This window comes from Streptomyces poriticola (assembly GCF_036689765.1).
In the GTDB taxonomy this organism is placed as follows: domain Bacteria; phylum Actinomycetota; class Actinomycetes; order Streptomycetales; family Streptomycetaceae; genus Streptomyces; species Streptomyces poriticola.
Map to the genome: position 1 here is coordinate 281,627 of NZ_JBAGKH010000006.1, position 13,992 is coordinate 295,618.

At 70.3% G+C, this 13,992-nt stretch carries 11 protein-coding genes; 3 read left to right on the top strand and 8 right to left on the bottom strand.

What is annotated here, in order from left to right:
* Positions 1-171 precede the first annotated feature (171 nt).
* Positions 172-468, bottom strand: coding sequence for a (2Fe-2S)-binding protein (locus V5O46_RS13135; protein ID WP_332884737.1), 297 nt, complete (start codon positions 466-468; stop codon positions 172-174).
* Between the two features lie 316 nt (positions 469-784).
* On the opposite strand from V5O46_RS13135, the gene V5O46_RS13140 reads away from it, so the two are divergent.
* Both V5O46_RS13140 and V5O46_RS13145 read left to right on the top strand, forming a co-directional pair.
* Positions 785-1,822, top strand: coding sequence for a helix-turn-helix transcriptional regulator (locus V5O46_RS13140; protein ID WP_332884738.1), 1,038 nt, complete (start codon positions 785-787; stop codon positions 1,820-1,822).
* On the top strand, positions 1,819-2,835 hold the full coding sequence (locus tag V5O46_RS13145) for a helix-turn-helix transcriptional regulator (RefSeq protein ID WP_332884739.1): 1,017 nt from the start codon (positions 1,819-1,821) through the stop codon (positions 2,833-2,835). Before V5O46_RS13140 ends, V5O46_RS13145 begins: the two co-directional genes overlap by 4 nt.
* Here the strand turns inward: V5O46_RS13145 and V5O46_RS13150 are convergent.
* From V5O46_RS13150 to V5O46_RS31910, 7 genes are all read right to left on the bottom strand, one after another.
* Positions 2,798-3,835 carry a helix-turn-helix transcriptional regulator gene (locus V5O46_RS13150; protein WP_332884740.1) on the bottom strand — a complete coding sequence of 346 codons (1,038 nt, stop codon included), beginning with the start codon at positions 3,833-3,835 and terminating at the stop codon, positions 2,798-2,800. The two genes, V5O46_RS13145 and V5O46_RS13150, sit on opposite strands and share 38 nt — an antisense overlap.
* A gap of 137 nt (positions 3,836-3,972) precedes the next feature.
* Positions 3,973-5,079, bottom strand: a complete 1,107-nt coding sequence (locus V5O46_RS13155; protein ID WP_332884741.1) for a substrate-binding domain-containing protein — start codon at positions 5,077-5,079, stop codon at positions 3,973-3,975.
* A gap of 380 nt (positions 5,080-5,459) precedes the next feature.
* Positions 5,460-5,909 carry a heat shock protein transcriptional repressor HspR gene (locus V5O46_RS13160; RefSeq protein ID WP_332884742.1) on the bottom strand — a complete coding sequence of 150 codons (450 nt, stop codon included), beginning with the start codon at positions 5,907-5,909 and terminating at the stop codon, positions 5,460-5,462.
* A 5-nt stretch (positions 5,910-5,914) separates the two neighbouring features.
* The gene (gene dnaJ, locus V5O46_RS13165; RefSeq protein ID WP_332884743.1) at positions 5,915-7,111 is read right to left on the bottom strand and encodes a molecular chaperone DnaJ; all 1,197 of its coding nucleotides are present in this window, start codon (positions 7,109-7,111) and stop codon (positions 5,915-5,917) included.
* Between the two features lie 33 nt (positions 7,112-7,144).
* On the bottom strand, positions 7,145-7,816 hold the full coding sequence (grpE, locus tag V5O46_RS13170; RefSeq protein WP_332884744.1) for a nucleotide exchange factor GrpE: 672 nt from the start codon (positions 7,814-7,816) through the stop codon (positions 7,145-7,147).
* The gene (gene dnaK, locus V5O46_RS13175) at positions 7,813-9,663 is read right to left on the bottom strand and encodes a molecular chaperone DnaK (RefSeq protein ID WP_332884745.1); all 1,851 of its coding nucleotides are present in this window, start codon (positions 9,661-9,663) and stop codon (positions 7,813-7,815) included. The genes grpE and dnaK overlap by 4 nt, the downstream gene beginning before the upstream one ends.
* Before the next feature lie 94 nt (positions 9,664-9,757).
* Positions 9,758-11,362 (bottom strand): MraY family glycosyltransferase, encoded by a 1,605-nt coding sequence (locus V5O46_RS31910; protein ID WP_408648979.1) that lies wholly within the window; start codon positions 11,360-11,362, stop codon positions 9,758-9,760.
* A 228-nt stretch (positions 11,363-11,590) separates the two neighbouring features.
* Between V5O46_RS31910 and V5O46_RS13185 the strand changes: the two genes are divergently transcribed.
* A complete protein-coding gene (locus V5O46_RS13185) occupies positions 11,591-13,873 on the top strand; it encodes a (Fe-S)-binding protein (RefSeq protein ID WP_332884746.1) in 2,283 nt (760 codons plus the stop codon).
* Positions 13,874-13,992: the final 119 nt, after the last annotated feature.

The window sequence follows — 13,992 nt, forward strand, 5'->3', positions numbered from 1 at the left end:
GCTGACAGCCGATGACAGCCGATGACGGCTGGTGGCAGCCGATGGCGGCCGATGGCGGCTGATGAGGGGAAATGTCCCCACAAAGCTGCAGCGGCGTCACCGTGTTCAGGTCACGGTGACGCCGCTGCGGGGGGAAGCACCTGAGCGATCTGTTACGACGGGGGAATCGCGTCAGGCACTGCGGGGGGTGGCTGAGATGGCCCTCGGGGTGGGAACATCCGGCTGCGCGAGCCGGTGGTCCCGCTGGTCCAGGTTCACAAAGATCATTCCGTACCGGATGGCGCATCGCACGGGCTGCGGGGCCCCTCGGGGCCTGCGCAGGCACCGGTAGGCACGCACGTCGTCGTCCTCGTCCCGGGTGACGACGACCGGCTCACCGAACACGGTCACCATCAGGGAGTCACCGCTGTGGGGGATGGCGGTGGCCAGGTCGATGAAGTGCCAGCCGGAGCGGTAGGCGGTGGCCATTTCACGACGGAAGGAGCGGTCGTCAGGTGGAGTGGTCAACGCCATCAGTCCCAAGACGTGTCGTTGGTGTGGGTTCCACCGACAACGACTTCGTTCGACGTCGTGTCCGCTCGAACGTCGCTGGACTTGCCGGCCAAGCCACTCACGGCCCCGAGCACCACAACGGCGGAAAGAGCAGCGGCAAGTACCGAGCGAAGCATTCTCTTACTCATAGTCGGCTTCGTCCTCACTCGATGGTCTCCTCTTCCCCCGTCGGATAAGACGATGGCTCATTCGGGCACGTCATGGCCACACAATCGGTGCATCATGTTCCTGCATGTTCAGGACCCTGGGGGGTGGAAAATTGGGGACAAGTAGTACAGAGGCGGCACATCCCCATGCCATGACCGAACTGTGCGGCGAGGGAACCCGCCTCTACGCCAGCGCGCTTCGGGCTGGGCGCATCGCGAGGACGGACGTGGAGACAGCCCCCTGTCTGATGGAGTTCGCTCTGCTCCATCCCGATCCGGACGACAGCAACTGGCTGCGCCCCGTACCTCCGTCCGTGGCCCTGGCGCAGCGCCTCCACCCGATCGAACGGGAGATCACGGAACGCCGGCGGCTTTCGGTCCAACTGGCCGATCTGTTCGAACCCTTCATGGCGGCGAGCGCCCAGGCTCCCGCGAGTACGCACGCGATCTCCGTGCTCGAGGGCAGGGACCGGATCAACGCCGCCCTCAACATCGCGACGTCCGAGTGCCACACCGAGGTGCTGACCGTACAGCCCGGGGGCCGGCGGCTGGAAAGCAACCTGATGAAGGGCCTGGAGCGGGACCGGCCGCTGATCGAACGGGGCGTGCGGCTGCGCACCCTGTATCAGCACACCGCGCGCTACAGCCCTCAGACGCTGGCGTACGTGGAGCAGATCGCCGACGGCAAGGTCGAGGTGCGCACCATCGACGAACTGGTGGAACGCCTCATCATCTGCGACGAGACCGTGGCCTTCATCCCCACGAGGGAGGACCGGCAGGTCGCCCTGGAGCTCCGCCATCCCGGCCTGGTCCGCTATCTCATCAAGGTCTTCGAGTTCATGTGGGCCCGCGCGGTACCGCTGAAGTTCGGAACGCCGTACGAGACCGCCCCGGACGGCATCACCGACATCCAGCACTCCATCGCCAAGCTCCTCGTCGAGGGCCATGTCGACGAGGCCATCGCCCGGCGCCTGGGCATGAACGTACGCACCTGCCGTGCCCACATAGCCAAGCTGGCCCAGGCCCTCGGCAGCGGCAGCCGCGCCCAACTGGGATTCCTGATCGCCCAGTCGGGGCTCCTGGAGACGGAGAAGAGCAGCTGGGGGGAAGCGAAGCGCCCGTGACCGCGAAGACGCACAGCCACGAGCCGGCGCAGTCGCGTCGACCGCACGCCGACCACGGCCCGGAGGAACTCTGCGCGACGGGAACGGAACTCTACGCACAGGCTCTTCGCGAGGGACGACTCCCTGCGCGCGCCTTCGAGCAGGCCCCCTGCCTCACAGACTTCGGCCTGCTCAGACCCACCCTCGACGACCTGGACTGGCTGGAGCCGGTAGCCCCCGCGGTCGCCCTGCACCGGATGCTCAGATCCTCCGAGGACCGCATCGCCGACGAGCGCAGACGCGCGCAGCGGATGGCCGAGACCTTCGAACCGCTGATGCAGGTCAGCGGACGGTACGACGCCGCACCCACCACGCCCCTCATCACACTGCACAACAGGAAGGAGCGCATCGGCCGGATCCTCGACGAGGTCATGGCCGACGCCACCGAGATCCTGGCCATCCAGCCGCACGGCAGCTACATCCCGGACCGGGGCAAGTACCACGATGCCGCGCTGCGGCGCGACCAGGCGGTGCTCGACCGCGGAGGCCGCATCCGCGCCCTCTACCAGCACACCCTGCGCCACGCTCCCCGGGTGGCCGCCCGCTACGAGCAGCTGCACGGCGATGTGGAGGCCCGCACGCTGGACGAGGTCACCGAGCGGCTCATCGTCATCGACCGCACGGCCGCCTTCATCCCGGCCAACGCCGACCGCTCCCACGCGCTGGAGATCCGCCACCCCGCCCTCGTCTCCTACTTCGCCACCACCTTCGACCGCCTGTGGCACCTCGCCACCCCCATGTACCCCGACGCCGTCCGGCAGCCCGCCCGCGACGGTGTCACCGCCCGTCAACGTGCCATCGCCGCGCTCCTCGTGGAAGGCCACACCGATGCCGTCATCGCCGACCGCCTCGGCATGAACGTGCGAACCGCCCGGGTGCACATCGCCAAGCTCGCCGCCACGCTGGGCAGCGAGAGCCGGGCGCAGCTCGGCTATCTCATCGGGCGGTCGGGGATCCTGGACCGGGAACACTGACGGACGTCGGGGCCGGGCCGGACGGGCCGTCCAGGCCGGCCTGGGCGATACGGACACCCAGTTGGGTACGGCTCGCCGCGCCCAGGGTCTCCGACAACCGGGCGATATGGGCCCGGCAGGTGCGCACGCTGATGCCGAGCCGCTCGGCGATCACCGCGTCCTGATGGCCCTCCGCCAGCAGCGCCGCGATGGACCGCTCGCGGTGCGAGATGCCCTCGATGCCGGTGTCGGGCAGCGGCGCGGTCAGCGGGATGGCCAGCCGCCACAGCCGCTCGAAGACCGTCACCAGATAGGCGATCAGCGCTGGGTGCCGCAGCTCCAGTGCCATCGTGCGGTCGGTGTTGGCGGGGATGAAGGCGACCGTGCGGTCGAAGAGGATCAGCCGGTCGATGACCTCGTCGAGGGTCCGGGCCTCGACCGCGTCGCCCATCAGCTCCAGGTAGTTGAGCAGCCCCTGCCCGTGCCGCGCCACATGCGTGTACAGGTCCCGCATCCGCACTCCGCGCCCGCGCAGCGCCAGCGCCCGGTGCAGGCCCTCCGACAGCTCGGCCTCGCGGCGGATGCCGCCGGGCTGCACGGTGAGCACCTCCCTCGTGCACGCCTCCGTCGCCTCGTCCATCGCGGCCTGGATCCGGGCCAGTCCGTCCAGGACCCGGATGGCCGCCCCGCCCTCGGCCGCCGCCGGGCGCAGCTGGCGGCCCAGCCCGGCGTACCACTCGAAGGCGGCGACCGCCGAACCCACCCGTCGCTGACCGGCGCTGACCTCGTCGTACACCGAGCGCAGCAGCCGGGTCATGACCTCCTGCGGGGAGGTCGGCACCAGCCACTCCATGTCGTCCGGATCGGGGTGCAGCAGGGCCAGCTCCAGCAGGCAGGGCACGGTCTCGGCGTCCGTGCGCGGCACGCGGCCCCGCCGTACGGCCCGGGAGTACACCCGATCCCCGGCCTCGCACAGTCGGTCAGCACCGTGTGGATGCTCATCCACGCCGTGCCCGGCCATCGCCCATCCCACCCCCGGTTCCCGGCTCTTTCCGCAGCGCAACTATGCGCGGCCGGGACCGGGTCCGCAACACGGCTCTCCCGGGGACGGCGACCGAAATGCCCCCTTCGCCGCGGGTGGGCGGCATCGGCGGCCCGCTACTTCAGGCCGATCTCCTCGCACGCGGCCGCGTACGGTGCCGTACAGATGTCGGAGACCTTGTGGATGCCGTCGGCGATGACGGTGTCCTCGATGTTCTCCTGGGTCAGGGCGAGGACGGGGACCAGCTGGGCGGGAATGCCCTTGTGGGTGGGGCTGTCGACGCGGTCGCGGGCGAGGGCGTCGAACTGGATGTCGCGGCCCTGGACCCTGGCGACGGCCATCTCCGCGGCGTTCTCGGCCTCTTCGGGGTACGACTTGTACACGCTCATGTACTGCTCACCGGTGACGATCCGCTGCACCGCCGCCAGTTCCGCGTCCTGGCCGGTGATCGGCGGCAGGTCGGTGACGCCCGCTGCCTCCAGGGCCTTGATGACACCGCCGGCCATGCCGTCGTTGGCCGCGTACACGGCGGCGATGTTGTCCTTGCCGATCGCGGCGATCGCCTCGGCCATGTTCGCCTCGGCGTTCTCCGGCTTCCAGTCCTTGGTGTCGAAGGTCTCGGCGATGGTCACCTTGCCGTTCAGCTCCGACAGCGCACCCGCCTTGAACTGCTTGGCGTTCGGGTCGGTGGGCGAGCCGTTCATCATCACGATCTTGTAGGAGCTGTCCGCCCCCTCACCGAGGGCCTCCAGCAGGGAGCGGCCCTGGACCTCGCCGACCAGTTCGTTGTCGAACGAGATGTAGGCGTCGATCGGCCCCTCGGCCAGCCGGTCGTAGGCGATGACGGGGATGCCGGCGTCCTTGGCCTTCTGCACCCCGGCCGCGATCGACGAGGAGTCGACGGCGTCCAGCACGATCACATCGACCCGGTCGTCGATCATCTGCTGCATCTGCGCCAGCTGCTTGTCGGCACTCGCGTCGGCGTTGGCGTACTCGACCTTGCCCTCGTCACTGGTGAGCTCGGCGATCTTGTCCTTGAAGATCGGGTAGTCGAACTGCTCGTACCGGGTGTTGGCGGTCTCCGGAAGCAGCAGCCCCACCGTGATGTCGTTGCCCTTGGTGGGACTCGCCTCGCCGGCGCTCTCCGAGGCGCCCAGCACCCCGCAGCCGGCCAGCGAGAGGGTCATGGTGGACGCGGCCACGGATATGGCGATACGGCGCATGCGGGGGCTCACTTCAGGTGCGTTTTCGGGACGTGGGCACTGCAGTGCGGCCCATGTGACTGAAAAGACAACGCGTCACCCGCCACCGGCGTCAAGGGAAACCACTTAACGAGATGGGAACAACACACTCCGCTGACCTCGCGAAGGATCCGTGAACAAACCGCGGGGATCCCATTGACGCGTGTACATGCGCCGGTCACAGCACCGCCGCCGTCCCGCACCACCGGCGGCGGGGAGTTCCCCCTTCCGGAGTACCCACCGACGCACTGACCGGCCGTCAGCACGCACGGCAGCCGCGCGCGGGCCCCCGGTACGGTCGCCGGAGCGACGGAGGAGCCCCTCCGGAGTCGTACCGGAGAGGCTCCCGCGACACGTCGGCGTCAGTCCGACTGCTGGCGTTTCGGTCGCCAGACCACCAGCGCGCTGGACTGCTGGACCTCCTGGTACGGCACCAGATCGCGGCGGTACGAGGCGTGCACCGCGGCCTCGCGCTGGCGCATCGCCGTGGCCGCGCCGTCCAGCGCGTCCTGCAGCTCGGCGATCCGGGACTGCAGCGCGGCGACCTGGTTCTCCAGTTCGATGATGCGCTTGATCCCGGCCAGGTTGATGCCCTCGTCCTGCGACAGCTGCTGCACCTGGCGGAGCAGTTCGATGTCGCGGGCCGAGTAGCGGCGGCCCCGGCCGGCCGTGCGGTCCGGGGAGACCAGGCCCAGTCGGTCGTACTGGCGCAGGGTCTGCGGGTGCAGACCGGAGAGCTGGGCCGCCACCGAGATGACGTAGACCGGGGTGTCCTCGGTCAGTTCATACGGATTGCGTCGACGGCCGTCCATCTCCATCAAGCTCCCTTCGCGGCCTGGAACAGCTCCGCACGCGGATCCTCGCCCGCGGTCGCCTCGCGATACGCCTCGAGCGCGTCACGAGCCTTCCCCGTCAGGTCCTTCGGGACACTCACCTCGACGGTGACCAGCAGATCGCCGCGGGTGCCGTCCATGCGGACCGCGCCCTTCCCCCTGGCCCGCATGGTGCGCCCGTTGGGCGTGCCCGCCGGCAGCTTCAGCGTGACCGGCGGCCCGCCCAGGGTCGGCACCCGGACCTCGCCGCCGAGGGCCGCCTCGGCGTAGGTGACCGGGACGGTGACGGTGAGGTTGTCACCCTTGCGGCCGAAGACGGGGTGCTCCTTGACGTGGACCACCACGTACAGGTCGCCCGCCGGGCCGCCCCGCTCACCGGGCGCGCCCTTGCCGCGCAGCCGGATCCGCTGGCCGTCCGACACCCCGGCCGGGATGCGCACCTGCATGGTCCGCGAGGACTTGGCGCGTCCGGAGCCCTTGCAGACGTCGCAGGGGTCCTCGGCGATCAGCCCACGGCCCTTGCAGTCGGGACACGGGTCGGTGAGGGAGAAGCCACCGCCCGAGCCCCGGGCCACCTGTCCGGTGCCGACGCAGGTCGGGCACACCCGCGGCGTGCCGTTCTTGTCGCCGGTGCCGGAGCAGGCCTTGCAGGGCTGCTGGGAGGACATCCGCAGCGGGACCGTCGCTCCCTCGATGGCCTCGGTGAAGCTCAGGGTGACCTCGGACTCGATGTCCTGGCCGCGTCTGGGCTGGGTCCGCGTGCCGGTGGTGCCGCGGTTGAACAGGCCCCCGAAGACGTCACCGATGCCGCCGCCGAAGCCTCCGGCGCCGCCCTGTCCGCCGCCCTGACCGGCGCCGCCCTGGGCGCCGCCCCCGAAGAGGTCGCTCAGGTCGAAGTTGAAGGAGCCTCCGCCCGCCCCGGGCCCGGGGCGGAAGCCGCCGTTGCCGAAGAGGGCGCGGGCGTCGTCGTACTCCTTGCGCTTCTTGGGGTCGCCGAGGATGTCGTTGGCCTCGGAGATCTCCTTGAAGCGCTCCTCGGCCCTGGCGTTGCCCTTGTTGGCGTCCGGGTGGTTCTCGCGGGCGAGCTTGCGGTAGGCCTTCTTGATCTCGGCCTCGGTGGCGTCCTTGGGGACGCCGAGGACCTTGTAGTAGTCCTTCTCGATGAAGTCCTTGGTGCTCATCCCCGACGTCCCTCCTTCCCCTCGGTGTTCACGTCAGCCCTCGTCCGGGCCACCGCTCTCCTTGTTCTCCGCGGAGTCCGCCTGCGCCTCGGTGCCCTCCTCGGCCGGCTTGACCGTCTGCGCGCCCGGCTGCGGCTCGGCCACGGCCACCCGCGCGGGGCGGATGGTGCGCTCGCCGATGCGATACCCGGGCTGCAGAATCGCCACGCACGTCGTCTCGGTGACGTCCGGGGCGTAGGAGTGCATCAGGGCCTCGTGGATCGTCGGGTCGAAGGGCTCGCCCTCCTTGCCGAACTGCTGCAGACCCATCTTGGCCGCGACGGTCTCCAGCGACTCGGCGACGGACTTGAAGCCGCCGACCAGCTCGCCGTGCTCGCGGGCGCGGCCGATGTCGTCGAGCACGGGCAGCAGTTCGGTCAGGAGGTTCGCGATGGCGACCTCCTTGACCGCTACCCGGTCCCGCTCGACCCGGCGGCGGTAGTTCTGGTACTCGGCCTGGAGCCGCTGGAGGTCCACGGTGCGCTCGCTCAGCGCGGTGCGCACCTGGTCCAGCTGGGCGGTCAGGCCCGCGTCCTGGCTCGCGTCCCCGGCCGGGGCCGCCCCCGCCTCCGAGGAGGGGGCGGCGGCCTTCGGCTCGGCGTCGTCGGGGGTGGCGCCGGAGGGGACGTCGGGCTTCTCCTCAAAACCCGGGGTCTCCTCCGTCACGCGGCACCGTCCTTGCGCTCGTCGTCGACGATCTCGGCGTCCACCACGTCGTCGTCGGCGGCCTTGGCACCACCGTCGGCGGCGCCCTCGGGGCCGCCCGGGGCCTGCGCGGCCTGGGCGTCGGCGTACATGGCCTGGCCCAGCTTCTGCGAGACGGCGGCGACCTTCTCGGTGGCGGTGCGGATCTCGGCCGTGTCGTCGCCCTTGAGCTTCTCCTTGAGCTCGCCGACGGCCTCCTCGACCTCGGTCTTCACCTCGCCCGGGACCTTGTCCTCGTTGTCCTTGAGGAACTTCTCGGTCTGGTAGACCAGCTGCTCGCCCTGGTTGCGGCTCTCGGCGGCCTCGCGGCGGGCGTGGTCCTCCTCCGCGTACTTCTCGGCCTCCTGGCGCATCCGGTCGACCTCGTCCTTCGGCAGCGAGGAGCCGCCGGTGACGGTCATCTTCTGCTCCTTGCCGGTGCCGAGGTCCTTCGCCGTGACGTGCATGATGCCGTTGGCGTCGATGTCGAAGGAGACCTCGATCTGCGGGACGCCGCGCGGCGCCGGGGGCAGACCGGTCAGCTCGAACATGCCGAGCTTCTTGTTGTAGGCCGCGATCTCGCGCTCGCCCTGGTAGACCTGGATCTGCACGGACGGCTGGTTGTCCTCGGCCGTGGTGAAGATCTCCGAGCGCTTGGTCGGGATCGTGGTGTTGCGCTCGATCAGCTTGGTCATGATGCCGCCCTTGGTCTCGATACCGAGGGACAGCGGGGTGACGTCCAGCAGCAGGACGTCCTTGACCTCGCCCTTGAGGACACCGGCCTGGAGCGAGGCGCCGATGGCGACGACCTCGTCCGGGTTCACACCCTTGTTGGCCTCCTTGCCGCCGGTCAGCTCCTTGACGAGCTCGGCGACGGCGGGCATACGGGTGGAGCCGCCGACGAGAACGACGTGGTCGATCTCGGACAGGTCGATGCCGGCGTCCTTGATGACGTTGTGGAACGGCGTCTTGCAGCGCTCCAGCAGGTCGGTGGTCAGCTGCTGGAACTGGGCGCGGGTGAGCTTCTCGTCCAGGTGCAGCGGGCCCTCGGCGGACGCGGTGATGTACGGCAGGTTGATCGAGGTCTCGGTGGACGAGGACAGCTCGATCTTGGCCTTCTCGGCGGCCTCGCGGAGGCGCTGGAGGGCCATCTTGTCCTTGCTGAGGTCCACGCCGTGGCCGGACTGGAACTGCTTGACCAGGTAGTCGACGATGCGCTGGTCCCAGTCGTCACCACCGAGGTGGTTGTCGCCGTTGGTGGCCTTCACCTCGACGACGCCGTCGCCGATCTCCAGCAGCGAGACGTCGAAGGTGCCGCCACCGAGGTCGAAGACGAGGATCGTCTGGTCGTCCTTGTCCAGGCCGTAGGCCAGGGCGGCGGCCGTCGGCTCGTTGACGATCCGCAGGACGTTCAGGCCCGCGATCTCGCCGGCCTCCTTGGTGGCCTGCCGCTCGGCGTCGTTGAAGTACGCCGGGACGGTGATGACCGCGTCGGTGACCTTCTCGCCCAGGTAGGCCTCGGCGTCCCGCTTCAACTTCTGCAGCACGAAGGCGCTGATCTGCTGCGGGTTGAAGGGCTTGCCGTCGAGCTCGATCTTCCAGTCGGTGCCCATGTGGCGCTTGACCGAGCGGATGGTCCGGTCCACGTTGGTGACCGCCTGGCGCTTGGCCACCTCACCCACGAGCACTTCACCGTTCTTGGCGAAGGCGACGACGGACGGCGTGGTCCTGGCGCCCTCGGCGTTGGTGATGACGGTGGGCTCGCCGCCCTCCAGAACGCTGACGACGGAGTTAGTCGTGCCCAGGTCGATGCCGACCGCACGTGCCATGGTTGATTCCTCCAGCTGACTTGAGTGGAACAGGCTCAAGTGTGCACGACGGCCCCGACCGGGTCAACAGAGCTGAGTCGAACGGACTCAACTCTTATCCGTTCCTTACACGCAACACGTCTCTGACCTGCGTGGTCGCCGGGCGTCGCGCCTGACGGACCGGAAAGGCCGCGGAGGCGGGCGAGTCCGCCGCGGTGGGCGCGCGACGGGATGGCGCGGGTGGCACCGGGGGCACGGGTGGCACCGGGGGCACGGGGGGCGGGGGTGGCGCGGACCGCGGGGGCGGCGGCGGGAGCGGCGGCGGGAGCGGCGCGGTCGCGGCGGGTGGGTGCGCGTCCCGTGCGGGCGGGCACGGCCCCGGGGGGACGGCGGGACGCGCGGGCCGGTCCCGGTACGCGGGGACCCCGGTCGGCCGGGCGGGCCGAGCCGGCCGGGTGCGCGGTGCGGGCCGGGCGGCGGCGGACCGGGGGACTCCTGGCCCGGGAGTAGCGGACTGGGGGACTCCTGGCCGGGGAGTTGCGGGCCGGGCTGCTGCGGGCCGGTGCACGGCTCGTGCGAGTGCGCCCGGGCGGCCGGTGCCGTCGGAGCCCGCCCGCCGGCTCCCGTAGCGCTGCCCCGCCGCGTCAGGCTGCCCTGCCGCAAACGGCTGCCCCGTCGCGTACGCGCGGCGCGTCGCACGGGGGAGTCGCGTCGCGCAGGCGCGCCGCCCGGTGCCGTACACCCCGCGGACCCGTAGCAGCCCCAGTACGGCGACGGCCGTACCGCCCGCCACCCACAGCACCGCCCCCTCTCCCGCCCAGCCGACGTGCACCAGCACCCCGACCAGCACCCCCGCGAAGGTCCCGGTACCGAGCAGCACCACCGCACCCCGCGCGGTGAACCCGAGCCGCCGCAGCCGGTGGGCGAGATGGTCGGGTCCGCCCCGCAGCGGCGGCCGTCCGGCCAGGCACCGGGAGAGGGCGACGAGGACGGCGTCGGCGACGACGAGGACGGTGAGCGCGAAGAGCACCCCGGCGTGCGCGAACAGCACCCCGGCGCCGGACGCCGGATCGTGCACCGCGCGGGTGAACACGGCCGCCGCGGCGAGCACGAAACCCGTGCACAGCGCCCCGCACGCCCCGAGCCCCGCGCGCGCCGGATGCCAGTTGTGCAGCAGGAACCCGGTCAGCGCGGCGGCCAGCGCGCTCAGCAGCACGGCGAGCCCGTCCATCAGCTCCGCCGCCGCGCAGAGCCCGGCCCCGAAGGCCGTGACGACCGCCACCGTGCCGGCCAGTCCGTCGGCGTGGTCGAGTCCGAGGAAGGCGACGGCGACGCAGGTGATCCAGCCGGCCGCCAGCACCCCGGCGACCACCCCCGTCTCCCCGTACGGCACGACCCACACGGCCGCGACGGCCGTACCGGCGGCGAGCCACCGCCGCCGCACCCGCCAGGCGTCGGCGGCCAGCCCCAGCGCCGCGACAACACCGCCGGCGACGGCCAGCGCGGCCGACCGCGGCCCCAGCGGCATCACGCCGGTACCGTGCAGGGCCGCCACGACCAGCCCGGTCGACAGCACCACGGCCACCCCGCCCGGCAGCGGGACGGGCCGCCGCCGGCGCCGGTCGACGACGCCGAGCCGCAGGGCGGGCGCCCGGAGCAGCGCGGTGAGCAGGGCGGCGAGGAGGAAGGAGACGGTGGCGGCGGCGATCCCGTAGAGCACGGCCCTAAAATAGGCCGAATATCATGATTTTCTACGAACGGCACGCCCACCGGACACCGCACATCCCCGACCGCCAGAGTGTGCACGACACCCACACGGGTCAGGGTTGCCTCAGCGACACAGATCACCGCAGCCCTGACTACAGTGCGGCAGAAGATGCAGGTACTCTCGAACGAACTGCATAAGTTACCGCTTAGTAATAGATCTGGCAGGCCCGAGGAGCCCCCCATGCAACTCACCGCGATCGTCGTGTCGCTGGTGCTGACCGTGGTCGGCGTGGCGCTGCTCGCGCGCGCCGTCGGCCAGTTCGTCCGGTACTTCAAACTGGGCCAGCCCGTCCCCGCCGGCACCCGGACCGACAACCCCTACCAGCGCAGCGTGACGCTCGTACGGGAGTTCCTCGGCCACACCCGGATGAACCGGTGGGGCATCGTCGGCATCGCCCACTGGTTCGTGGCCATCGGGTTCCTGACCCTGCCGCCGACGATCGTCACCGCGTACGGGCAGCTGTTCCAGGCCGACTGGACGCTGCCGGTCATCGGCGGCTTCCTGCCGTACGAGATGTACATCGAGTTCATCGGCGCGATGACGACGCTCGGTATCGCGGCGCTGATCGTCATCCGGCTCCTCAGCCTGCCGTCCCGGCCGGGCCGCAAGTCCCGCTTCGCCGGCTCGAAGATGGGCCAGGCGTACTTCGTCGAGTACGTCATCCTGACCATCGGCCTCGCCATCTACGTACTGCGCGGCCTGGAAGGCGCGATCCACCACGTGGACCACTACGAGGCCGCGTACTTCGCCTCGTACCCCCTGGTGCTCGCACTCGACGGACTGAGCGTCGGCGCGCTGCAGAACCTCGTCTACCTCTTCGCGATGATCAAGCTGGGCACGACCATGATCTGGATGATCACAGTCAGCCTGAACATCAACATGGGGGTGGCCTGGCACCGCTTCCTGGCCTTCCCGAACATCTGGTTCAAGCGGGACGCGGCCGGGGGGACGGCGCTGGGCGCGCTGCAGCCGATGACCTCGGGCGGCAGGCCGATCGACTTCACCGACCCCGGCGAGGACGACGTCTTCGGCGTCTCGCAGGTCGAGCAGTTCTCCTGGAAGGGCCTGCTGGACTTCTCCACCTGCACCGAGTGCGGCCGCTGCCAGTCGCAGTGCCCGGCCTGGAACACCGGCAAGCCGCTCTCCCCCAAACTGCTGATCATGTCCCTGCGCGACCACGCCCACGCCAAGGCCCCCTACCTGCTGGCCGGCGGCGGCAAGACCATGGAGGGCGAGGAGAGGGCGAGCGAGGAGCAGCTGGCCGCGGTCCCCGCCACCGCCCTCGCCGAGGCGGAGCGCCCGCTGATCGGCACGGCCGGGGACAGCGGCGTCATCGACCCGGACGTGCTGTGGTCCTGCACCACCTGCGGCGCCTGCGTCGAGCAGTGCCCGGTGGACATCGAACACGTCGACCACATCGTCGACATGCGCCGCTACCAGGTCATGATCGAGTCCAGCTTCCCCTCCGAGGCGGGCACGATGCTCAAGAACCTGGAGAAGAAGGGCAACCCCTGGGGCCTGGCCAAGAAGCAGCGCCTGGAATGGCTCAAGGAGGTCGACTTCGACGTCCCGGTCGTCGGCAGGGACATCGAGGACCTCACCGAGGTCGAGTACCTGTACTGGGTCGGCTGCGCCGGCGCCCTGGAGGACCGCGCAAAGAAGACCACCAAGGCCTTCGCCGAACTCCTGCACATGGCGGGCGTGAAGTTCGCCGTCATGGGCGGCGACGAGAAGTGCACCGGCGACTCGGCACGGCGCCTGGGCAACGAACCGCTCTTCCAGGAACTGGGCACGGAGAACGTCATGGCCCTGAACACGGCCTTCGGCGAGGAACTGGACGACGAGGGCAACGTCGTCCCCGGGTCGGCGAAGCCGAGGTCGGCGAAGAAGATCGTCGCCACCTGCCCGCACTGCCTGAACACCCTGGGCAACGAGTACCCGCAGCTCGGCGGCGACTACGAGGTCATCCACCACACCCAGCTGCTGCAGCACCTGGTCGACGAGGGCCGGCTTCTCCCCGTCACCCCGGTCGAGGGCATCATCACCTACCACGACCCGTGCTACCTGGGCCGCCACAACAAGATCTACACGCCCCCGCGCGAGATCATCGAAAAGGTCCCCGGCATCCGCAACGAGGAGATGCACCGCCACAAGGAACGCGGCTTCTGCTGCGGCGCCGGCGGCGCCCGGATGTGGATGGAGGAACGGATCGGCAAGCGCATCAACGACGAGCGCGTCGACGAGGCCCTGTCGCTGAACCCGGACATCGTCTCCACCGCCTGCCCCTTCTGCCTGGTCATGCTCACCGACTCGGTCAACGGCAAGAAGAACGACGGCAAGGCGAAGGAGTCCGTCCAGGTCGTCGACGTCGCCCAGCTCCTGCTGGAATCCGTCAGGACGCCCGCGGGCCCGGCCGGTTCGGCGGAGCAGGAGAGCGAGCCGGAGCCCGAACCCGTGAAGTAGACGACGCCCTGACGTCGTGGGACGTCGTACGTCGTACGCCCCTGGTGCGGTGCGCAATGCCACCGCACCGGGGGCGTACGCGTGTGGGCCGCCCTCCCCCTAAGGGGCGCCCCGGTCAA